We start from the raw sequence: 21602 nt of genomic DNA on the forward strand, positions 1-21602 counted from the left end.
GACAACCGTCCTGAGAGGGAAGCGGAGGGTCCGACTCAAGGGGGACGGAGCCGGGGCGGAGCGGGGCGGGCGGCCTCAGCGGCGGCGCATGCGGAGTCCGAGGAAGCCGATGCCGAGACCCATGAGGGCCAGCCCCACGCCGAGGGTGAGGACGGGAATCCGCTGGTCGGAGAAGGCGGGCGCGGCCTCGGCCGCCATGCCGGGGGCGGCGGCGGGCGCGCTCGCGGCCGGCGTCGTGGGCACCGCCTCGGGCAGGACGGCGTCCTCCTCGCGTACCGCCTCGGCCTCCTCCAGGGCTCCGCGCGGCCGGGATTCTGTTGCCGTCCTGGTACGTGCGGACTCGGGCGACGGGGTGGTGTCGCTCGGCGACGCGGCGGGCGTCTCGGGCCGTCCGGGGCGCGGCCGGCCCTCCGCGGCGGGGCGTCCGGCGAGGGAGGCGGAGCCGCTGGGGGTGGGGGCGTCGGTGGGCGGGGTGGTGCTGGGCACGGAGGAGGAGGCGGACGGGGAGGCGGAGCCGGAGGGGGAGGCCGGGCCGGTGCCGCCGGGCGCGGGGGCGCCGGTCGCCGTCCCCTTGGTGCGGCCGGGCGTGGCCGAGGCCGAGGGAGCGGTGGAGGGAGCGGTCGAGGTGGGCGGCGTCGTGGCGGGGGGCGTCGTCGCGGGTTCCGTGGCCCCGGGGCCCGGAGGCCGGGTGGTCCCCGTGGGCCGTGCGGAGGGCCTGTCCGGCTTCGGGGGAGCGGTCGACGCGGGCGGCGGCGTGTCCGGCCGCACGGCCGGCCGCGTCGTCGGTGCGAGCGCCGAGGATGCGAGTACCGAAGACGCGAGCGCCGAAGACGCTCCCGACGGTGCCGCGGCGGGTCGCACCGAGGGCGCCCCGATCGCGGCGGGCGCGGCCACCAGGGTGACCGCGCAGGCGAACGTGCAGGCCAGCGCGGGTCCGAGGGCCCGCGCCCGCGCCCTTCGCAGTGCTGGAGTCACCGGGGGAACCCCTCCCGTACCGAGCCGCCGAGGTGTCGACTCAGCGTCACATGTCGGGACAGTTCCGGCATCCGGGGCGGCGGAGGAGAGGGCGGGCGGAGGCCCGGGAATCCGGGCCGTCCGGCCTGCCGCGGTGGGCCGTCCGGCCTGCCGCGGCGGTTGCCGGTCCTACTGCGGCGGGTTGCCCGTCGAGACGTTGAGGGTGAACTCCGCGTCCGCGTCGGTGATGTCCTGGCCGGCCGGCGGGTACTGCTCCAGGACCGTGCCCTCGCCGTACGTCGCCTCGTCCACCGGGGTCTGGTTCATGATCTTCCACCCGGCCGCCTGGACGCAGGCCTTCACCGACTGGATGTTCTTGTACTTGAAGTTCGGGACCTCGAACTTCTCCGGGTCGTCGTTCGACTCCGACGGCTCCGTGCACTTCTTCGTGTCGATGGTCTTGGTCAGGTCGGGGCCCTTGTGCCCGGGGGCCGCGGTCGGGTCCGCGGGCTGGCTCGAACCGCCGGTCGGACCGGCGCTGGTGCCGCCGTCGCCGCCGGCGTTCGTGTTCGGGTCGTCCTGCTGGGTGAGCGCGACGACCAGGCCGCCGATCGCGAGCAGGGCGACGACGATCGCGCCGACCAGCACGGGCGTGTTCCGCCGGGAGCCGCCGCCGGACTGCGCGGGCAGCGGCGGGGGCGTGTGGACGGGGGGCTGCTGGGCGTACGGCGCGGGCGTCGGCGCCGTCGGGAAGACGGGCGCGGTCGGACCCTGCGGGTAGCCGTAGGCCGGGCCGGGCGCCGGCGTCGCGGGCCCGTACGGACCGGGCTGCGGCGTCGGCGGAAGGTACGGCTGCTGCACGCCGCCGTGCTGCGGACCGGGCTGGGGCGTCGGCGGCGGGGTCTGGCCGACGGGCGGGAAGACCGCCGAGCCGACGCCCGAGCCGCTGCTGACCGGACCGCCCTGGACGATCACCGGGGCGCCCGTCTGGCCGGCGGAGAGGACCCGCAGGCACTCGTCGCGCATGGCGGCGGCGCTCGGGAACCGCTCGTTCGGGTTCTTCCGCAGCGCCCGCGCGACGAGCGCGTCCATCGCCGGCGTCACGGCCCGGTTGACCGTGGACGGGGCGACCGGCTCCTCCTGCACGTGCGCGTAGGCGATGGCGAGCGCAGAGTCCGCGTCGAAGGGGAGACGGCCCGTCAGCAGCTGGAACAGCATGATGCCGACCGAATAAAGGTCGGAGCGGGCGTCCACCGCGCGGCCGAGGGCCTGCTCGGGGGAGAGGTACTGCGGGGTGCCGACGACCATGCCGGTCTGCGTCATCGACGTGACCCCGGACTGCATGGCCCGCGCGATGCCGAAGTCCATGACCTTGACCACGCCGCGCTTGGTCGTCATCACGTTGCCCGGCTTGATGTCCCGGTGGACCAGGCCCATCTCGTGGCTGACCTCGAGGGCGGCGAGCACGTCCGCCGTGACCTTGAGCGCCTTGTCCGCGGGCATCGCCCCGTACTGCCGGACGTCGGCGGCGAGGACCGAGCCGAGCGGCTGGCCCTCGACGTACTCCATGACGATGTACGGCATGACGGCGCCGTCGAGGGTGTCCTCGCCGGTGTCGAAGACGGAGACGATGTTGGTGTGCGACAGCTTCGCGACGGCCTGCGCCTCGCGGCGGAACCGCTCGCGGAAGGACTGCTCGCGGCCGAGCTCGGTGTGGAGCGTCTTGATCGCGACCTGGCGGTCGAGGGCGGAGTCGTAGGCCAGGTACACCGACGCCATGCCGCCCTCGCCGAGGAGGTCGCGCAGCTGGTAACGGCCGCCCGCTACCGAACCGCCCGCATAGCGGCCCTGTGCGCCGTCCTGGCTCATCTGTGCTTCCCCCTACGCGCGCGTGGCGGCGTCGAATTCCGGAATTTCCTGGCCAAGTCTGCCCCAGGGCCCGGACACGTCAAGCCGCGTGCCCGTTCCGTGACCCTCCGCACAGGCCGTGTCCGCGAACCGTTCCCGACGTGTCCGGGGAAACCGTCGGAATTTGCACAGGTGTACGCGGACGGGGTTGGATGGCCGGTCCATCGCGGACCGTGATGTCGTACGGAGCCTGTAGCGTGACGACTGGACACGGCACGACGGACGACGGCGAGGACTGATGGCACCCGATTCCGAAGCAGGTGGCGGTGTGCCGGAATCCGGCGGGGAGTGGGGCGTCGGTGGCGTCGTCGGCGACGGCCGGTACCGCCTGACGCACCGTCTGGGACGCGGCGGCATGGCCGAGGTCTTCGCCGCCGAGGACGTGCGCCTCGGGCGGACGGTCGCGGTGAAGCTCCTGCGTTCCGATCTCGCCGAGGACCCGGTCTCGAAGGCCCGCTTCACGCGCGAGGCGCAGTCGGTCGCCGGCCTGAACCACCACGCGATCGTCGCCGTCTACGACTCCGGCGAGGACATCGTCGGCGGCCGTCCCGTGCCGTACATCGTGATGGAGCTGGTCGAGGGGCGCACCATCCGTGACCTGCTGATCAGCGCCGACGCACCCGGCCCCGAGCAGGCCCTCATCATCGTCTCCGGCGTCCTGGAGGCGCTGGCGTACTCGCACCAGCACGGCATCGTGCACCGCGACATCAAGCCGGCCAACGTGATCATCACGCACAGTGGCGCGGTGAAGGTGATGGACTTCGGCATCGCCCGCGCCCTGCACGGCGCGCAGTCGACGATGACCCAGACCGGCATGGTCATGGGCACGCCGCAGTACCTCTCGCCCGAGCAGGCGCTCGGCAAGGCCGTCGACCACCGCTCCGACCTGTACGCGACGGGCTGCCTGCTCTACGAGCTGCTCGCGCTGCGACCGCCCTTCACGGGTGAGACGCCGCTCTCCGTCGTCTACCAGCACGTGCAGGACGCGCCGGTCCCGCCGTCCGAGGTCAGCCACGGCGTGCCGCCGGAGCTCGACGGCCTCGTGATGCGCTCCCTCGCGAAGGACCCGGACGACCGGTTCCAGAGCGCGGAGGAGATGCGCGGGCTCGTCCAGTACGGCCTCCAGATGCTCCAGCAGGTCGGCGGCCACACGGGCGCGTGGAACACCGGCCCGGTCGCCATGCACGACGGCGGGCAGACGCCGGTCGGCGGCATGGCCGCGACGTCCCCGATGGGCCACCCGATGCACGGCGAGACCGCGCAGGGCCCGATCCTCCCGCCGATGAACCCGCACGACGGGGCCGCCGGCGGCTACGGGGGGTACGACGGCGGGACGGGCGGCAACGGCGGCTACGGCCAGGACGGTGCCTACGGCCCGCAGGGCGGTGGCAAGGGCGGCCGCGGCAAGGTGGTCCTGTTCGTGGCGCTCGCGCTGGTCGCGGTCGTCGCGGGCGTCGTCTTCGCCCTCGACAAGGCGAAGGAGGACACGAAAGACCCGGTGGTGACGCCGACGACGGTCAGCAGCTCGCCGTCGACCTCCGCGTCCGAGGAGACCAGTACGCCGTCGGAGGAGCCGACCCAGGAGCCGACGCGCGGCGAGACGGGCAGCTCGGACGGCGGTCAGACGCAGGCGCCGTGGACGCCGCCGCCGACGACGTACGTGCCCACCACGCAGCCGCCGACGACCGAGCCGCCGACCACCGAGCCGACGACGGAGCCGCCCACCACGGAGCCGCCGACGACCGAGCCGCCGACGACGGAGCCGCCGACCGTGGATCCGACGACGGAGCCGCCGGTCGAGCCGACCGACGACACCACCGGGGGCGGCGGCAACGGCGACCCGGGCACGGAGCCGACCGCGGAGGACCCTCCGACGACCGGCTGATCCGGGGATCCCGGCGGCAGGCGGGGGTCAGCACGCGAACGCGTCGCGGACCGCCTCGTACTGCCGGGTCCACCAGACCGCCAGGGCCGACACCGCGGGAAACTGCGGGTCGGCCCTTCGGTCGTGCAGCTGGTACCGCCAGCGCAGCGTCCAGAAGTCGTTGAGCCGCTCCCACCAGACCCGGTGCGCCGCCGCGGCCAGCTCGCCGCCGTTCGCGCCCGTAGCCCGCCGGTACGCGCGCGCGTACGGCCGTACCTTCTCCAGGGCCAGCTCCCCGCCGGGCCGTACGAAGAAGATCGCGGCCGCCCTGACCGCCTCCTCGGCGCGGGGGCGGACCCCGAGGCGGTCCCAGTCGACGATCGCGACGGGCTTCGCGCCCTGGTAGAGCAGGTTGAACGGGTGGAAGTCGCCGTGCACCCAGCCCGAGGCGGCGGCCGGCGGCGGCCGGTGGTGGGCGTGCTGGGCGAGGAGCCGGCGCCGTTCCCTGAGCCGGTGCTCGGCGAGCGCGTCGAAGCTGTCGTGGGGGCGGTGGGCGCGGGCGAGGCGGATGAGCTCCTCGATGGCCTCGAAGGTGTCCTCGGGGCGGGCGCTCGGGTGGTCGTCGCCGGGCGGCGGGGACTCCATGACCCGCTCCAGGCAGGTGTGGACGTGCCCCAGGAGGGCGCCGAGGCGACGGGAGCAGCCGGTGGAGAGCTGGGCGCCGTCGCGGTGGCGGCCGTCGATCCAGGGGTGCAGGGCGTAGCAGAGGCCGTCGACGACCGCGACCGTACGGCCCCGGCTGTCGGCGAGGGGCGGCGCCACGGGCAGCCCGAGGGCGTGCAGACGCTGGGTGGCGCGGTGCTGGCGGGCGATGGTGGCGCGGTCGGCCGTGGGGGCGTCGAGGTGCTGTTTGAGGAAGTACGAGCCGCGTGTGGTGGAGAGGCGGTAGCCCCGGTTGAGCAGGCCCTGCGTGACGGGTTCGCAGGAGAGGGGCTCGCCCGCCGCCCGGTAGCGACTCAGGAGTAAGCCGACGGGCGGGGCGAGGGTTGCAGATGAGCGCGGCACCCCGCAGATGTTAGATCACGCTACGTGGTGGAGGTGTCGCTCCACGGAGTGGCGGTCGGAGGGGCGGACGCCGGGGAGCTCGGCGGGGCGGGCGGGGGCGCCGGAGGTGTAGTCGAGCTCGTGCACGGTCACGAACTGCGGTTCGATGCGGAGGAAGACCGCCTCGAAGGGGTCGCCGTCCACGGACAGGGGCTCGGGACCGAAGGAGGCGCGCTCCGCCTCGGTCGGCTCGACGACCGCCGCGGTGCCGGTGAACTGCACCGACCAGATCCACTCGGCGCCCGAGCTGTAGTTGTCCGCCTCGTAGGCGACGACACTGCCGTTGCACGCCCGGTGGTAGCCGAGTCCTCTGTGCATGCGGATCACGACTCGTCCATCGGACACGATGTGCCGGGCGGGGGCGACGAAGGGCATCGCCCGCATGCTCGTCGCCACCCGGCCGTACGACACTCGGCCGAGCAATTCGATGGCGCGGATCTCGTCGGCGCTGATCTCATCGGTGGACATGGCTACCACTCTCCGCCACCGGCAATGTGTCGGGAAAGGGGCCCCTGCCCCGCTTTTCCGGGGACGTAGGTCCCTAATCCGGGTTATCGGCCTGGATAGGGCCAAACGGGTGAGGCAAGTGAGACGGGTGAGGCAAGTGGGACGGGTGAGTCCGTGAATGACGACGGGCCGGAGCGGTGTCCCGCCCCGGCCCGGAGATACGGCCTCAGTGACGCTCGGCCTGGAGCCGCGCCACGTACGCCGCGGCCTGCGAGCGCCTCTCCATGCCCAGCTTCGACAGCAGGCTGGAGACGTAGTTCTTGATGGTCTTCTCCGCAAGGTGGAGCCGCTCTCCGATGACCCGGTTGGTCAGGCCCTCGCCGATCAGGTCCAGGATCTTGCGCTCCTGCTCGGTCAGGTTGGCGAGCTTGTCGTCGCCCTTGGGGTTGTTGCCGTCACGCAGCCGCTCCAGGACGCGCGCGGTGGCCACCGGGTCGAGCAGCGACTTGCCGGCCGCCACGTCGCGGACGGCGTTGAGCAGCTCGTTGCCACGGATCGCCTTGAGGACGTAACCCGAGGCCCCGGCCATGATCGCGTCGAAGAGCGCCTCGTCGTCGGCGTACGAGGTCAGCATCAGGCACTTGATCGACTCGTCCTGCGAGCGGATCTCGCGGCACACCTCCACCCCGCTGCCGTCCGGCAGCCGCACGTCGAGCACGGCGACGTCGGGGCGGGTCGCGGGGATCCTGACCAGGGCGTCCGCCGCTGTTCCGGCCTCGCCGACCACCTCGATGTCGTCTTCCACGGAGAGCAGCTCGTGGACGCCGCGCCGGACGACTTCGTGGTCGTCCAGCAGAAATACCCGGATTTTTCCTTCTTCGCGCACGCAGCCAGTCTCACATATTGGCTCTTCCCGCGCCCGGGGTGCGCGGGATAACGTGCCGGATGTTCCGACGGGCCGTCCGGCCGTTGCCGACGCGCTGACCAGCCGCTGTTCCCCGTTTTCTCGATTTACTTGGAAATCCAAGCAAAATCGCAGGTCAAGTGGGGTTTCGCGGGAATGCCGCGCTGTGGGTAACGTGCCTATGACAGGGCGCTCGCCGGGGCACCTGTCACGCCCGACCCCGGCCGCGTCGCACCCACCCCGTGCGAAGGGTACGGATAAGGCGGAGAGCCGCACTGGCTTACCGGCGAACCCGGAGGCCGGACCGACGGAGGAGCACGCACGTGACCGTGGAGAGCACTGCTGCCGCGCGCAAGACGACGCGACGCAGCAGCGGCACCAAGCGCACCGCAAGCGCGAGCACCAGCACCACCAAGAAGACGAGCGCGCGCGCCGAGGCGGACGCCCTTGAGCCCGAGCTCGTCCAGCTGCTGACGCCCGAGGGAGAGCGCGTCCAGCACCCCGATTACGACATCGACCTGAGCGCCGAGGAACTGCGCGGTCTCTACCGCGACATGGTCCTCACGCGCCGCTTCGACTCCGAGGCCACCGCGCTCCAGCGCCAGGGCGAACTGGGCCTGTGGGCCTCGCTGCTGGGCCAGGAGGCCGCGCAGATCGGGTCCGGTCGCGCGCTGCGCGACGACGACTACGTCTTCCCGACCTACCGCGAGCACGGCGTCGCCTGGTGCCGCGGGGTCGACCCGACGAACCTGCTGGGAATGTTCCGCGGTGTGAACCACGGCGGGTGGGATCCCCACACCAACAATTTCCACCTGTACACGATCGTCCTCGGCTCGCAGACCCTGCACGCCACCGGCTACGCGATGGGCATCGCCAAGGACGGCGCGGACTCCGCCGTGCTCGCCTACTTCGGTGACGGCGCCTCCAGCCAGGGCGACGTGAACGAGTCGTTCGTCTTCTCCGCGGTCTACAACGCCCCGGTCGTCTTCTTCTGCCAGAACAACCAGTGGGCGATCTCCGAGCCCATCGAGAAGCAGACCCGCGTCCCGCTCTACCAGCGCGCCCGCGGCTTCGGCTTCCCCGGCGTCCGCGTCGACGGCAACGACGTCCTCGCCTGCCTGGCCGTGACCCGCTCCGCCCTGGAGCGCGCCCGTCGCGGCGAGGGCCCGACGCTCATCGAGGCGTTCACCTACCGCATGGCCGCCCACACCACCTCCGACGACCCGACGCGCTACCGCCGCGACGCGGAGCGCGAGGAGTGGGAGGCGAAGGACCCGATCGCCCGCCTCAAGGTGTACCTGGAGAACGAGGGCCACGCCGACGCGGCCTTCTTCGAGGAGCTGGAGGCGGAGAGCGAGGCGCTCGGCAAGCAGGTCCGCGAGGTCGTGCGCGCCATGCCCGTCCCGGAGCACATGGCGATCTTCGACCACACGTACGCGGACGGGCACGCGCTCGTCGACGAGGAGCGCGCGCAGTTCTCCGCCTACGAGGCGTCCTTCGCGAACGGAGAGGCCGAGTAATCATGGCTGTTCAGAAGCTTCCCCTCGCGAAGGCCCTCAACGAGTCGCTGCGCAAGGCCCTGGAGACCGACCCGAAGGTCGTCATCATGGGCCTCGACGTCGGCAAGCTCGGCGGCGTCTTCCGCATCACCGACGGCCTCCAGAAGGACTTCGGCGAGGACCGCGTCATCGACACCCCGCTCGCCGAGTCCGGCATCGTCGGCACCGCGATCGGCCTCGCGCTGCGCGGCTACCGGCCCGTCGTGGAGATCCAGTTCGACGGCTTCGTCTTCCCGGCGTACGACCAGATCGTCACGCAGCTGGCGAAGATCCACGCCCGGTCGCTCGGCACCGTGAAGATGCCGGTCGTCATCCGCATCCCGTACGGCGGCGGCATCGGCGCCGTCGAGCACCACTCCGAGTCCCCCGAGTCGCTCTTCGCGCACGTCGCGGGCCTCAAGGTGGTCACCCCGGCGAACTCCTCCGACGCCTACTGGATGCTCCAGCAGGCGATCCAGAGCGACGACCCGGTCATCTTCTTCGAGCCCAAGCGCCGCTACTGGGACAAGGGCGAGGTCGACACCGAGGCCATCCCCGGCGAGCTGCACAAGGCGCGCGTCGCCCGCGAGGGCACGGACCTCACCCTCGTGGCCTACGGGCCGATGGTGAAGACCTGCCTGGAGGCGGCCGAGGCCGCCGCCGAGGAGGGCAAGTCGATCGAGGTCGTCGACCTCCGCTCGATCTCCCCGCTCGACTTCGACACCATCCAGGCCTCGGTCGAGAAGACCCGCCGCCTGGTCGTCGTCCACGAGGCCCCGGTGTTCTTCGGCTCCGGCGCGGAGATCGCCGCCCGGATCACCGAGCGCTGCTTCTACCACCTGGAAGCCCCCGTCCTGCGGGTCGGCGGCTACCACGCGCCGTATCCGCCGGCGCGCCTGGAGGAGGAGTACCTGCCGGGTCTGGACCGCGTGCTCGACGCCGTCGACCGCTCGCTGGCGTACTGAGGAGAGCATCGTGACGATCCGCGAATTCAAGATGCCCGACGTGGGCGAGGGCCTCACCGAGGCCGAGATCCTCAAGTGGTACGTCCAGCCCGGTGACACCGTCACCGACGGCCAGGTCGTCATCGAGGTCGAGACGGCCAAGGCGGCCGTCGAGCTGCCGATCCCGTTCGACGGCACGGTCCACGAGCTGCTCTTCCCCGAGGGGACCACGGTCGACGTCGGCCAGGTCATCATCTCGGTGAACGTGGGCGGCGGGGACGCGCCCGTCGCCGCCGCTCCGGAGGCCGCCCCGGCCGCTGCTGCGGCCCCCGCGGCACCCGCGGCTCCCGTCGCCGAGGAGGCGGAGCCGCAGGGCCGCCAGCCGGTCCTCGTCGGGTACGGCGTCGCCGCCAGCTCCACCAAGCGCCGGCCGCGCAAGGAGGCGGCCGGTGCGGCCGCCGCGCCCGTCGCAACCGTCGCCGCGCCCGCCGTCGTCTCCGTTCCGGAGCAGCTCAACGGCCACGCTCCGGTCGTGGCACGGCCGCTGGCCAAGCCGCCGGTGCGGAAGCTCGCGAAGGACCTCGGCGTCGACCTGGCGACGGTCACCCCGACCGGCCCGGACGGCGTCATCACCCGCGAGGACGTCCACGCGGCGGCGGCCCCGGCGCCCGCGCCGGCCGTCGAGACCCCGGCTCCCGCGGCCGCCCCGGTCGCCGCCCCCGCCCCGGTCGCGGCGCCCGCCGTCGCGGCGGACGCGCGGGAGACCCGTATCCCCATCAAGGGCGTACGGAAGGCCACGGCGGCGGCCATGGTCGGCTCGGCCTTCACCGCGCCGCACGTCACCGAGTTCGTGACCTTCGACATCACGCGCACGATGAAGCTGGTCGAGGAGCTCAAGTCCGACAAGGACATGGCGGGCCTGCGGGTCAACCCGCTCCTCCTCATCGCCAAGGCCGTGCTCGTCGCGGCCAAGCGCAACCCGGAGATCAACGCGGCCTGGGACGAGGCGGCGCAGGAGATCGTCCTCAAGCACTACGTGAACCTGGGCATCGCCGCGGCCACCCCGCGCGGTCTGATCGTGCCGAACATCAAGGACGCGCACGCCCAGACCCTGCCCGAGCTCTCGCGGTCCCTGAGTGAACTCGTCGCCACCGCCCGCGAGGGCAAGACGACCCCGGCGGCGATGCAGGGCGGCACCTTCACCATCACCAACGTCGGCGTCTTCGGCGTCGACACCGGCACGCCCATCCTGAACCCCGGCGAGTCCGCGATCCTCGCGGTCGGCGCGATCAAGCTCCAGCCGTGGGTCCACAAGGGCAAGGTGAAGCCGCGTCAGGTCACCACGCTCGCGCTCTCCTTCGACCACCGCCTGGTCGACGGCGAACTCGGCTCCAAGTTCCTCGCGGACATCGCCGCGATCCTGGAGCAGCCGAAGCGGCTCATCACCTGGAGCTGACGCCCTTCTTGCGTCGTTTCACGTGAAACAGGCCCGTCCGCGATGCGGACGGGCCTGTCTGTTGCACCTCTGTTGTATCTAAGCTGTGCGCATGCCGTCAGCTCCCCCCTTGAAGCAGCCCGCCGCCGCCGACCGCGTCTACATGCACGTCAAGCAAGCCGTACTCGACCGGCGCTACGAGGGGGGCACCCTCCTCACCGAGGGCGAGCTCGCGCAGGCCGTCGGGGTGTCGCGGACGCCCGTTCGCGAGGCGCTGCTCAAGCTGGAGATGGAAGGGCTGCTCAAGCTCTACCCGAAGAAGGGCGCCCTCGTTCTCGCCGTCTCCGCGCAGGAGATCGCCGACGTCGTCGAGACCCGGCTCCTCGTCGAGGAGTTCGCCGTCCGGCGGGCCGTGCCCGCGCCCGCCGCGCTCGTCGCGCGGCTCGAAGAGCTCCTGGAGGAGCAGAAGCGGCACGCCGAGACCGGGGACCTCGCCGAGGTCGCCGCCACCGACCGCTGCTTCCACGCCGAGATCGTCCGCCACGCCGGCAACCAGATCCTCGCCCGCCTCTACGACCAGCTCCGCGACCGCCAGCTCCGGATGGGCGTCGCCGTGATGCAGTCCCAGCCCGACCGGGTCGCCAAGAACATCGCCGAGCACGCCGAGATCCTCGACCGGATCCGCGCCGGCGACGTCGAGGGTGCGGCCCACTGCGTCCGCGCGCACCTCAGCTGGGTCAAGGTCCTGGTCCGGGGCGAGGCCCGATGAACACCTCGTACGGCTCCGCCGTGACGCTCCCCGGCGACCCGCCCGGCGGCCGCCGCGCCGTCCTCGTCTGGGGCGTCGGCGTCGCCGTCTACTTCGTCGCCGTCATCTTCCGTACGTCCCTGGGCGTCGCCGGCCTCGACGCCGCCGACCGCTTCGACGTCAACGCCTCGGCGCTCTCCACCTTCTCCATCCTCCAGCTGCTCGTCTACGCCGGCATGCAGATACCCGTCGGCCTCATGGTCGACCGGCTCGGCACCAAGAAGGTCCTCGCCCTCGGCGTCGTCCTCTTCACCATCGGCCAGCTCGGCTTCGCGCTCTCCCCGTCGTACGGCACCGCGCTCGCGTCGCGCGCGCTCCTCGGCTGCGGCGACGCGATGACCTTCATCAGCGTGCTCCGGCTCGGCACCCGCTGGTTCCCCGCCCGGCGCGGCCCGCTCATCGGCCAGGTCGCCGCCCTCTTCGGCATGGCCGGCAACCTCGTCTCGACCGTCTTCATCGCCCGCGCCCTGCACGGCCTCGGCTGGACGACCACCTTCGTCGGCAGCTCCCTCGCGGGCGTCCTCGTCCTCGTCCTGCTGCTGCTCTTCCTCAGGGACCACCCCGAGGGGTACGAGCCCCAGCCCGCCGCGCACGCCGGCGCCGCGTCCGTCCGCCGCCAGATCGCCGAGTCCTGGCGCGAGCCCGGCACCCGCCTCGGCATGTGGGTCCACTTCACCACCCAGTTCCCCGCGATGGTGTTCCTGCTGCTCTGGGGACTGCCGTACCTCGTCGAGGCGCAGGGCCTGTCCCGGGGCACCGCCGGGGAGCTGCTCACCCTGATCGTGCTCTCGAACATGGTCGTCGGCCTCGCGTACGGGCAGATCATCGCCCGGCACCACAAGGCCCGCGCGCCCCTCGCCCTCGGCACGGTCGCGGCCACCGCCCTGCTGTGGGCGGCCACCCTCGCGTACCCCGGCGACCACGCCCCGATGTGGCTCCTCGTCAGCCTGTGCGTCGTCCTCGGGTCCTGCGGCCCGGCCTCGATGATCGGCTTCGACTTCGCCCGCCCGGCCAATCCGCCGGAGCGTCAGGGCACCGCGTCCGGGATCGTCAACATGGGCGGTTTCGTCGCCTCGATGACGACGCTCCTCGCCGTGGGCGTGCTGCTCGACGCGACCGGCGACAACTACCGGATCGCGTTCTCGTCCGTCTTCGTCCTGGAGGCGCTCGGCGTCGCGCAGATCCTCCGCCTCAAGGCCCGCACCCACCGCAGGGAACGGGAACGGCTCGTGGCGAGCCGCGTGGAGGCCGTGCACGTCCCCGCCTGAGCGAGGCCTAGGGCCTGTCCGGCGGATCGGGGTCGGACAGGCCCTAGCGGGGCGTGACCGCGAAGTTGTCGAGGATCGCGCGGGCGAGGGCCCCGTCGCCCTCGATCCGCACCCGGTCGGCCACGTCGGCCGGCCGGACCCGGCCGCAGGCGAGCCGCACGAAGGTCTCCCAGTCCGTCGCCAGCGACACCGCGGGCCCGAGCGAGGGCGCGCCGTCGATCGAGCCGCGCCCGTCCGCGTCGACCCGTACCGTCCGCAGGAACTCCACCGGGCCGGTCACGTCGAGGACGACCGCCGAGTTCGGGGGGGCGCCGGCGTCCTTGGCGACCACCTTCGGCAGCGCCTCCAGGAGGACGTCCCGGGTGACGTGCGCCCCGGCCGAGTCCAGGTTGCCGGGGACGCCGAGCGCCGCCCGCAGGTCCTGCTCGTGCACCCAGACGTCGAAGGCGCGCATCCGGTAGGCCAGTTCGAGGGTCTGCTCGGCGCCGAGGGGCGCGCGGATGAGGTGCTCGGGGGAGCGGTTCTCGTTGCGGAGCTGCCGGGCCCGGCGGATCAGGATGTACTCCAGCTCGGAGGTCATCTCCGGCGCGGTGTGGTGCCGCCGCACATCGACCTGGACCTCCATGTAGCGGGCGAAGTCACTGCGTACGTGGTAGAGGTCGCGCGGCAGGGAGTGGATCGGGCGCGGGTCGCCGAGTATCTCCGTCTCCATCCCGATGACGTGGGAGACGATGTCCCGCACCGACCATCCGACGCACGGTGTCGGCCGGTTCCATTCGCCTTCCACGAGCGGCTGCACCAGCTCGGCTATCGCTTCGATGGAGTGGGTCCAGGCGTCGGCGTAGTTCTGGAGGCTGGGATGGACGGTCACGGGACCCCTCGGCGGTTCTTCGGTGCGCGGGCTGAAACACGACTGCGGGCTGAAAACACGACTGGGCGGGCGGCTCGAACGCTAAGTTACGCTGCCCGAAGGCACCCCGGCAGTGCTTTCGTGTGACGATCGTAGGCCGGAGTTGACGGCTCGAATGCCAGGACGGTGGTAGTGTGCGCGCCTCGCTGATCCAGATCGCGGTAGACCCGGACGAACCGGTCGACGCACGTCGAGCCCGCGTTGCGGAGCTCGTACGGGCGGAATCCGGCCATGCGGACCTCGTCGTCCTGCCGGAGCTGTGGACGGTCGGCGCGTTCGCGTCCGACCTCTTCGCCGCCGAGTCCGAGCCGCTGAACGGGCCCACGCACGCGGCGATGGCGGCCGCCGCGCGCGACGCCGGGGTCTGGCTGCACGCCGGCTCCTTCGTCGAGGCCGAGGGCGGAGCGCTGTACAACACCTCGCTCGTCCTGTCGCCCGACGGCGAACTCGCCGCCTCCTACCGGAAGATCCACCGCTTCGGCTTCGACAAGGGCGAGGCGGTGATGATGGCCGCGGGCGAGGACCTCGTCACGGTCGACCTGCCGCACCTCACGCTGGGCGTCGGCACCTGCTACGACCTGCGCTTCCCCGAGCTCTTCCGCGGCCTCGTCGACGCGGGCGCCCAGGCCTTCGTCCTCCCGGCCGGCTGGCCGGCCGCCCGCCTCGCGCACTGGACGCTCCTCGCGCGGGCCCGCGCGGTCGAGAACCAGGCGTACGTCCTCGCCTGCGGCACGGCGGGCACCCACGCCGGTGTCGAACAGGCCGGTCACTCGGTCGTCGTCGACCCCTGGGGCGAGGTGCTCGCGGAGGCGGGACCGGGGGAGGAGACGCTGCGGGTCGTCCTCGACCCGCAGAAGGTCACGACGGTCCGCGACCAGTTCCCGGCCCTGAAGGACCGCGTCCTGGGAGTGGCGACCCCGCGTCGCGCACGGGCCTGACCGGCGGGGCGGTAAGGGGGCAGGGGCGGTACGGCAGGGGACGCGGTACGGGAGAGAACGCGGTACGGCGGTGGACGCGGCACGGCGGCTCAGTACTGCGACTCGGTCCAGAAGTGGGTCGCGCGGGAGATGCCCGCCCTCACCGCCCCCAGCCGGGTCAGCGTCGAGCGGTCGACGCCCGCGAAGACCAGGGCGAGGGACAGGTCCCCGGCCTCCGCGCGGCCGTCGGCCCGCACGGACAGCCGGCGGCCCTTGCCGCGCCCGGTCTCGCGGACCGTGATCGTGACGCCGGGGTCCTCGTCGTCGGCGGCGCGCGTCAGCACGTAACCCCGCTTGTCGAGGGCGGTGAGCCGGTAGCGGTCGCCCGCGTACCGCATCTCCAGGGCGCGCTGGTCGAGCGTGGCGCCGAAGCGGTTCCGGGTCACGTACACCACCCGGTCGCCGACCCGCAGCGTCGACCGGTTCAGGCCGGGCAGCCGCATCCCCTCGACGTGCGCCCCGCGTGCCTCGAAGGAGGCGGTGGGGAGCAGCCCGCCGCGCGTCTCGGAGACGAGGGAGTCGGGAGACGTCCGGGGGAGGGGGCAGGTCAGGGTGATCGTGCCGAACTCGGCCGAGACGCCCCTCCAACCGGCGCGGTAGTCATGCCGGTTGCCCTCCTTCCACGCCGTGAGGTCGAAGGGGGTGAGGGAGGTGTGCATGCACCAATCCAACGGAATTGGCCCTGGAAAAGGCAAGTTGCTGCACTGCACACTCGGTTCATGAACTCCCCGCGTCCCGAGACCCTCGCCGTCCATCCGCCCGTCGTCGAGGTCGTGGGCAGCAAGCCCATCGGCGTGCCCCTGCACCAGGGGCACGTCTTCGCCTTCGACTCGGCCGACGCCCTCGCCACCGCGTTCACGTCGACGGACACCTTCCTCTACAGCCGCACCGGCAACCCCACCGTCCGCACGCTGGAGGACGCCGTCGCGCGCCTCGAAGGCGGGGCCGCGGGGCTGTCGTTCGCCTCCGGGATGGGCGCGATCAACGGGGTGCTGCTCGCGCTGCTCGCCAGCGGCGGGCACGTCATCGCGCAGACCTGCCTGTACGGGGGGACGTACGCGACGCTCAGCGACCTCGCCGCGCGCTGGGGCGTCGACGTCACCTACGTGTCGGGCACGGACCCGGAGGAGGTGCGGGCCGCGCTGCGGCCCGAGACGCGGCTGCTGTACCTGGAGACCATCGCCAACCCGACGACCCGCGTCTCCGACACTCCCGCGCTCGCCGCCGTCGCCAACGAGGCCGGGGTGCCGGTGGTCGTCGACAACACCTTCGCGTCGCCGCTGCTCTGCCGGCCGCTCGACCACGGCGCCGACGTCGTCGTCCACTCCGCCACCAAGTACCTCTCCGGCCACGGGGACGTCCTCGGCGGTGTCGCCGTCTTCAAGGACGCCGAGCTGTACCGTGCCGTCCGCCGCCACACGGTCGAACAGGGCGCGTCCAGCGACCCGTTCGCCGCCTGGCTGACCCTGCGCGGGATGCAGACGCTGTCGTTGCGGGTCGCGCGCCAGTGCGCGAACGCCGCCGAGCTGGCGGCGCGGCTCGAGGCGCACCCGGCGGTCGCGGCCGTCCGCCACCCCGCGCTCGCGAGCCACCCGGACCGGGCGATCGCCGAGCGGCTGCTGCCGGACGGGGGCGGCGGCGTGGTCTCGATCGACCTCGCGGGCGGGCGCGCGGGGGGCCGTGCGTTCGTCGAGGCGGTACGGGTGGCCTCGCTCAGCGTCTCACTCGGCGACGTGAAGACCCTGGTCATGCACCCGGCGTCCACGTCCCACCACCAGCTGGACGCGGAGGCGCTCGCGGCGGCGGGCATCGGCGAGGGGACGGTCAGGCTCTCGGTGGGCATCGAGCACGTCGAGGACCTGTGGGAAGACCTGGAGCAGGCGCTGGAGGCGGCCCTGAAGGCGGGCGACGGGCAGGCCGGCTAGCCGGACGTCAGTCCTCCCGCTCCGCCATCCGGATCACGCACACGGCGACCGCCACCAGCAGCGCCGCGTCCGCGTCCTCGTGGACCACGTTCACGGCGTACGTGTCGCGGACGCGGAACCACTTCCGGGAGATGTGGGCCAGGAGTTCGCCCTCGTACTCGACGGTGAACTCCCGGTCCAGGATCCGCCCGCTGACGTCCAGTTCGGTGCCGTCGACCAGCGTCACGCGATAGTGGTTGCGCAGGAGGGAGAGCCGCTTGCGGCGGATGGTGGCGAGCGGCCGGTCGTCGCGTTCGAGGGTCATCGCGTCGCGCAGGCTGAACACCTTCTGGCGCAGGGTGATGAGCACCTGCCCGTCGGGGTCCTTCAACTCCAGGGTGTCGCGCAGCCGCATGGCCTTGCCGTCGACGAGGAAGGCGTGGCGGCCGTCCTCGTCCTCGATCCAGTAGTCGTCGCCGATCGCGAAGATCTTGTCCCGTACGAGATATTTCATGGCGGTATGCCTGCCCGTGTTGGCGATGTTTCATGTGAAACATCAGGCGAAATAGCGGATGAAGGCATCGGGAGTCGCGCCCAGCATCTCGCCGAAGGGCGAATCCAGTTGATGGATCAGCAGCACGGTGAAGGCGATGAAGCCGGAGAGGCCCATCACCATCACCACATGGGTGGTGCTCCGCTTGATCCCGAAGAGGAACATGAACGCGAGCGTGAGCGATCCGCCGATGAGCAGCCCGGTCCACAGGACGGGGGAGAGCCGTTCCTGTGCGGCCGCCTCCCGGCCGCGCCGGGCGTCGTCGACGTACCCGAGCTGGGCGAGGACCTCCTGCGAGGCGAGCTGGGCGGAGACCTTGTCGGTGTCGGAGACCGCGCTCGCGTGGCGGAGCTGTTCGAGCATGGTCCACCCCTCCTGGTCGAGCGGTTCACGGGCGACCATGGCCGGCCACTCGACGTCGACGACGTGCCCGGCGTACGTCCGGGCCGCCTCGCGCAGCGACGTCCGCTGGTCGGCGGGGAGGGCGTCGGCGAGCAGGTAGGTCTGGTGGAGGGCGCTGGCCTCGGCCTGGACGTGGTCGGCGGCCGAGGTGCGGGTGTCCCAGACGGAGACGAGGCAGAGGCCGAGGACGACGGCGTAGAGGACCGAGACCATCATGGCGATGTACTCGGCGACGTCCTCGCGGGGCTCCTCGTCCTCGGCGACGGGGAAGAGCTTCGTCTTGGCGAAGACGAGGACCGCGGCGACGAGCGCGACGCCGAGGACGACGACGAGCGTTTCGAGCAGGGCCACGGTCAGCTCCGCCGGCTGCCGAGGAGGGCGGCGGCGACGGCCGCGGGGATGAGCATGAGCAGCAGGATGACGACGACACCGAGCTCCCGCCCCTCCCTGCTCCGCCGCCGCAGCCGCCCGAGGAACCCCTCGTCGTCGAGCGCGGCGTGCCGCGCGACTTCCCGCTCCTGACCGACCGCCAGGGACACGGTGTCCCTCCTCTCCGGTACGGGAAGCGGCGCGGCCTGCGGGGCGGTAGCGACGGGAGCCTCCACCGCCCCCGCCACCCCGGCCCCCTCAGCAACCGCCCCACCGGCGACACCCGCGGCGCCGGGGACCTCAGGCGCCCCCGCCACCCCGGGCGCCGGGGCCCCTGCGGCGGCCGTGGCGCCCCCGGGAGCGGCCGTTCCCGGAACCGCCGGCTGCCCGGGAACGGCCCGGCCGCCGGGCGCCCCGGCGCTTCCCGGCCGGGCGGGCTTCGGGCGGCGCGGCGGGGCGACGGCCCGGGGCGGCTGCGGTCCCACGAGGGTGAAGACGGCCGAGGACCGGGCGGTCAGGGTGGGCGCGGGCAGCCGCTGCCCCCCGGCCGCGTACGTCCGGACGAGGTCGCTGCCGGAGGCGAGCCCGGTGCTGCGATGGGTCCCGTAGGGCCGCCGGACGGTCGCGGTGCACCGGGCGGAGGCCCCGGGAGCGAGCGGCGGGACGGCCCGGCGGCCGGGGCCGCCGCAGGAGGCGGTGAGCCCCAGGGCGGGGTCGGTGACGCGGACGCCGTGCACCTCCCGGTTCCCGAGGTTGGTCACGACGTACGTGACCGTGGCGAGCCCCGACCCCGCCCGCCCGACCCCGCGCCCCGCCCCGTGCCCGGAGCCCCCGCCCCGTGGGGCCACCACGACCCGCTCGGAGAGCCGGAGGCCCCCGACGACCCCGGCGTATCCGCTCCTGGCGGCCGTCGTCAGCCGCCGCCGCAGGGACGGGACCTCTCCCTCCGCGCGGACGGAGGCCCGGTGCTCGCCGCCCAGGGCGCGGAACCGGGCGACGCAGACCATCTGCCCGAGCGCGGCGAGCGTCCTTCCAGTGCAGCGCACGGCGCCCTCGGGCACCGCGGGATCGACGACCCGGACCCCGTACAGGTGCGCCTCGCCGCGGTTGAGGAGCCGGTACCGCTTCACGACCTCCGCCCCGACCCGTACGGCGGGCGGCCGGGCGGCGCTGTCCGCGCGCCCGTTGACGGTGACGACGAGCTTCAGGGAGCCGTCCCCGACCCCGCCGGCCACGGCGTGCGGGGGCAGCACGGCGCCCCCGGCCACCAGCCCGACGGCCGCGATCCCCACGGCGACCGATGTCATTCCGCGGCTCATTCCACGGCCTGCTCCGCGGCTTGCTCCGCGCCTCACTCCACGGAAGCAATAGTCAGATGATCTGCCCGCAAACGTCATGCGGGCATGCTGACCACCCCCGTCCGCGCACCCCCGCCCCAACACGCACCCCCTCCCCACCCGGCCCACGCTTTCCACCCGTACGGCACCCTTGACCCATGACCGACTCCGCATCCGCGCCCACTCCGCGCCGCGCCCGTGTCCGTGCCCCCGAGCTGATCGGCAAGGGCGGCTGGCTGAACACGGGAGGGGACGACCTGACCCTCGCCGACCTGCGGGGAAAGATCGTTCTTCTCGACTTCTGGACCTTCTGCTGCGTGAACTGCCTGCACGTCCTCGACGAGCTCCGGGACCTGGAGGAGAAGCACCGGGACACGCTCGTCATCGTCGGCGTGCACTCGCCGAAGTTCGTGCACGAGGCGGAGCACCAGGCCGTCGTCGACGCCGTCGAGCGGTACGAGGTGCACCACCCCGTGCTCGACGACCCGGAGCTCGCGACCTGGAAGCAGTACGCGGTGCGGGCGTGGCCGACGCTCGTCGTGATCGACCCCGAGGGGTACGTCGTCGCGCAGCACGCCGGTGAGGGGCACGCCAACGCGATCCGGACGCTCGTCGAGGAGCTGGAGGCCGAGCACGGGGCCAAGGGGACGCTGCGGCGCGGGGACGGCCCGTACGTGCCGCCGGAGCCCGTCGCCACCGACCTCCGCTTCCCCGGCAAGGCGGTCCTGCTGCCCACCGGTACGTTCCTCGTCTCCGACACCACCCGCCACACGCTCGTCGAGCTCGCGGCCGACGGCGAGACCGTCGTGCGGCGGATCGGCGAGGGCGTCTTCCGGGAGCCGCAGGGGCTCGCGCTGCTGCCCGACGGGAAGGTCGTGGTCGCCGACACGGTGAACCACTCCCTGCGCACGTACGACCCGGAGACCGGGGCGATCACGCGCGTCGCCGGCACCGGGAAGCAGTGGTGGCAGGGCTCTCCGACCTCGGGCCCCGCCCTTGAGGTCGACCTGTCCTCGCCGTGGGACGTGGCCTGGTGGCAGGGGAAGGTGTGGATCGCCATGGCCGGCGTCCACCAGCTGTGGACGTACGACCCCGCGACCGGGACCGTCGAGGTCGCCGCGGGCACCACCAACGAGGGGCTCGTCGACGGGCCCGCCGCCGAGGCCTGGTTCGCGCAGCCCTCCGGGCTCGCCGCCACCGAGGACCGCCTCTGGATCGCCGACTCGGAGACCAGCGCCGTCCGCTGGATCGACACGGACGGCACCGTCCACACCGCCGTCGGCACCGGCCTCTTCGACTTCGGGCACCGCGACGGCGCCGCCGGCCAGGCCCTGCTCCAGCACCCGCTGGGCGTCACCGCCCTCCCGGACGGCTCGGTCGCGGTCTCCGACACGTACAACCACGCCCTGCGCCGCTTCGACCCCGCCACCGGCGAGGTCACCACGCTCGCGACCGACCTGCGCGAGCCGAGCGGCGCCGTGCTCGTCGGCGAGGACATCGTGGTCGTCGAGTCCGCCCGGCACCGGCTGACCCGGCTCCGGCTCCCCGAGGAGGCCGTCCAGGTCGAGTCCGCCGCCTACCGCACCCAGCGCGAGGCGACCGAGGTGGCCCCCGGCCGCCTCCGCCTCGACGTCGTCTTCCAGGCCCCGACCGGGCAGAAGCTCGACGACCGGTACGGGCCCTCGACCCGGCTCCTCGTCTCCTCCACCCCGCCCGAGCTGCTCGTCGGCGGGGAGGGCACGGGGACCGACCTCTTCCGGGAGCTGGAGCTGAACCCGGAGCTCGCGGAGGGCGTGCTGCACGTCTCCGCGATGGCCGCCTCCTGCGACGACGACCCGGCCAACGAGTACCCCGCCTGCCACGTCCACCAGCAGGACTGGGGCGTCCCGGTCCGGATCACGGAGACGGGCACGGCCCGCCTCCCGCTGATCCTCGCCGGGATGGACGCCCTGTAGGACGCGACTCCTGGAGGGCGC

General features: G+C 72.9%; 19 protein-coding genes. 9 read left to right on the forward strand and 10 right to left on the reverse strand.

Annotation, left to right across the window (positions count from 1 at the left end):
* Nucleotides 1–75: 75 nt before the first annotated feature.
* Both AB0G79_RS01645 and AB0G79_RS01650 read right to left on the reverse strand, forming a co-directional pair.
* Nucleotides 76–975 (reverse strand): hypothetical protein, encoded by a 900-nt coding sequence (locus AB0G79_RS01645; RefSeq protein ID WP_360798412.1) that lies wholly within the window; start codon nucleotides 973–975, stop codon nucleotides 76–78.
* A gap of 168 nt (nucleotides 976–1143) precedes the next feature.
* A complete protein-coding gene (locus AB0G79_RS01650) occupies nucleotides 1144–2823 on the reverse strand; it encodes a protein kinase (protein ID WP_360798415.1) in 1680 nt (559 codons plus the stop codon).
* A 277-nt stretch (nucleotides 2824–3100) separates the two neighbouring features.
* On the opposite strand from AB0G79_RS01650, the gene AB0G79_RS01655 reads away from it, so the two are divergent.
* Nucleotides 3101–4747, forward strand: coding sequence for a protein kinase (locus tag AB0G79_RS01655; protein WP_360798418.1), 1647 nt, complete (start codon nucleotides 3101–3103; stop codon nucleotides 4745–4747).
* Nucleotides 4748–4774: 27 nt separating this feature from the next.
* On the opposite strand, the gene AB0G79_RS01660 is transcribed toward AB0G79_RS01655, so the two are convergent.
* The 3 genes from AB0G79_RS01660 to AB0G79_RS01670 form a co-directional block, all read right to left on the reverse strand.
* Entirely contained in the window at nucleotides 4775–5791 is a 1017-nt protein-coding gene (locus tag AB0G79_RS01660; protein WP_360798421.1) for a phosphotransferase, read from the reverse strand.
* Nucleotides 5792–5806: 15 nt separating this feature from the next.
* Nucleotides 5807–6283 carry a pyridoxamine 5'-phosphate oxidase family protein gene (locus AB0G79_RS01665; protein ID WP_360799155.1) on the reverse strand — a complete coding sequence of 159 codons (477 nt, stop codon included), beginning with the start codon at nucleotides 6281–6283 and terminating at the stop codon, nucleotides 5807–5809.
* Between the two features lie 220 nt (nucleotides 6284–6503).
* A complete protein-coding gene (locus AB0G79_RS01670) occupies nucleotides 6504–7163 on the reverse strand; it encodes a response regulator transcription factor (protein ID WP_360798424.1) in 660 nt (219 codons plus the stop codon).
* A gap of 341 nt (nucleotides 7164–7504) precedes the next feature.
* On the opposite strand from AB0G79_RS01670, the gene pdhA reads away from it, so the two are divergent.
* The 5 genes from pdhA to AB0G79_RS01695 all read left to right on the forward strand — a co-directional run bounded on the left by pdhA (nucleotide 7505) and on the right by AB0G79_RS01695 (nucleotide 13174).
* On the forward strand, nucleotides 7505–8701 hold the full coding sequence (gene pdhA, locus AB0G79_RS01675; protein ID WP_360798427.1) for a pyruvate dehydrogenase (acetyl-transferring) E1 component subunit alpha: 1197 nt from the start codon (nucleotides 7505–7507) through the stop codon (nucleotides 8699–8701).
* A 2-nt stretch (nucleotides 8702–8703) separates the two neighbouring features.
* A complete protein-coding gene (locus AB0G79_RS01680; RefSeq protein ID WP_360798430.1) occupies nucleotides 8704–9684 on the forward strand; it encodes an alpha-ketoacid dehydrogenase subunit beta in 981 nt (326 codons plus the stop codon).
* Between the two features lie 31 nt (nucleotides 9685–9715).
* Nucleotides 9716–11119 (forward strand): dihydrolipoamide acetyltransferase family protein, encoded by a 1404-nt coding sequence (locus AB0G79_RS01685; protein WP_360799158.1) that lies wholly within the window; start codon nucleotides 9716–9718, stop codon nucleotides 11117–11119.
* A gap of 91 nt (nucleotides 11120–11210) precedes the next feature.
* On the forward strand, nucleotides 11211–11867 hold the full coding sequence (locus AB0G79_RS01690; protein WP_360798433.1) for a GntR family transcriptional regulator: 657 nt from the start codon (nucleotides 11211–11213) through the stop codon (nucleotides 11865–11867).
* Nucleotides 11864–13174, forward strand: coding sequence for an MFS transporter (locus AB0G79_RS01695; RefSeq protein ID WP_360798436.1), 1311 nt, complete (start codon nucleotides 11864–11866; stop codon nucleotides 13172–13174). The genes AB0G79_RS01690 and AB0G79_RS01695 overlap by 4 nt, the downstream gene beginning before the upstream one ends.
* Nucleotides 13175–13217: 43 nt before the next feature.
* Here the strand turns inward: AB0G79_RS01695 and AB0G79_RS01700 are convergent, their stop codons facing one another.
* Entirely contained in the window at nucleotides 13218–14045 is an 828-nt protein-coding gene (locus AB0G79_RS01700) for a maleylpyruvate isomerase family mycothiol-dependent enzyme (RefSeq protein ID WP_360798439.1), read from the reverse strand.
* A gap of 173 nt (nucleotides 14046–14218) precedes the next feature.
* Between AB0G79_RS01700 and AB0G79_RS01705 the strand changes: the two genes are divergently transcribed.
* Nucleotides 14219–15022 (forward strand): carbon-nitrogen family hydrolase, encoded by an 804-nt coding sequence (locus tag AB0G79_RS01705; RefSeq protein ID WP_360798442.1) that lies wholly within the window; start codon nucleotides 14219–14221, stop codon nucleotides 15020–15022.
* An 89-nt stretch (nucleotides 15023–15111) separates the two neighbouring features.
* Here AB0G79_RS01705 and AB0G79_RS01710 read toward each other — a convergent pair whose 3' ends face one another.
* Nucleotides 15112–15720: a hypothetical protein gene (locus AB0G79_RS01710; RefSeq protein ID WP_360798445.1), complete on the reverse strand. Its 609-nt coding sequence runs from the start codon at nucleotides 15718–15720 to the stop codon at nucleotides 15112–15114.
* A gap of 60 nt (nucleotides 15721–15780) precedes the next feature.
* Between AB0G79_RS01710 and AB0G79_RS01715 the strand changes: the two genes are divergently transcribed.
* Nucleotides 15781–16986, forward strand: coding sequence for an aminotransferase class I/II-fold pyridoxal phosphate-dependent enzyme (locus tag AB0G79_RS01715; protein ID WP_360798448.1), 1206 nt, complete (start codon nucleotides 15781–15783; stop codon nucleotides 16984–16986).
* A 7-nt stretch (nucleotides 16987–16993) separates the two neighbouring features.
* Here AB0G79_RS01715 and AB0G79_RS01720 read toward each other — a convergent pair whose 3' ends face one another.
* Genes AB0G79_RS01720 through AB0G79_RS01730 form a run of 3 tightly spaced genes read right to left on the reverse strand, consistent with a single transcriptional unit; the run spans nucleotide 16994 to nucleotide 19596 of the window.
* Entirely contained in the window at nucleotides 16994–17479 is a 486-nt protein-coding gene (locus AB0G79_RS01720) for an LURP-one-related family protein (protein ID WP_360798451.1), read from the reverse strand.
* A 42-nt stretch (nucleotides 17480–17521) separates the two neighbouring features.
* On the reverse strand, nucleotides 17522–18271 hold the full coding sequence (locus AB0G79_RS01725; RefSeq protein WP_360798454.1) for a hypothetical protein: 750 nt from the start codon (nucleotides 18269–18271) through the stop codon (nucleotides 17522–17524).
* Nucleotides 18272–18273: 2 nt separating this feature from the next.
* Nucleotides 18274–19596: a hypothetical protein gene (locus tag AB0G79_RS01730; RefSeq protein WP_360798457.1), complete on the reverse strand. Its 1323-nt coding sequence runs from the start codon at nucleotides 19594–19596 to the stop codon at nucleotides 18274–18276.
* A 188-nt stretch (nucleotides 19597–19784) separates the two neighbouring features.
* Between AB0G79_RS01730 and AB0G79_RS01735 the strand changes: the two genes are divergently transcribed.
* Nucleotides 19785–21581, forward strand: coding sequence for an NHL domain-containing thioredoxin family protein (locus tag AB0G79_RS01735; protein WP_360798460.1), 1797 nt, complete (start codon nucleotides 19785–19787; stop codon nucleotides 21579–21581).
* Nucleotides 21582–21602: the final 21 nt, after the last annotated feature.

Source organism: Streptomyces sp. NPDC020807 (assembly GCF_040641575.1).
Taxonomy (GTDB): domain Bacteria; phylum Actinomycetota; class Actinomycetes; order Streptomycetales; family Streptomycetaceae; genus Streptomyces.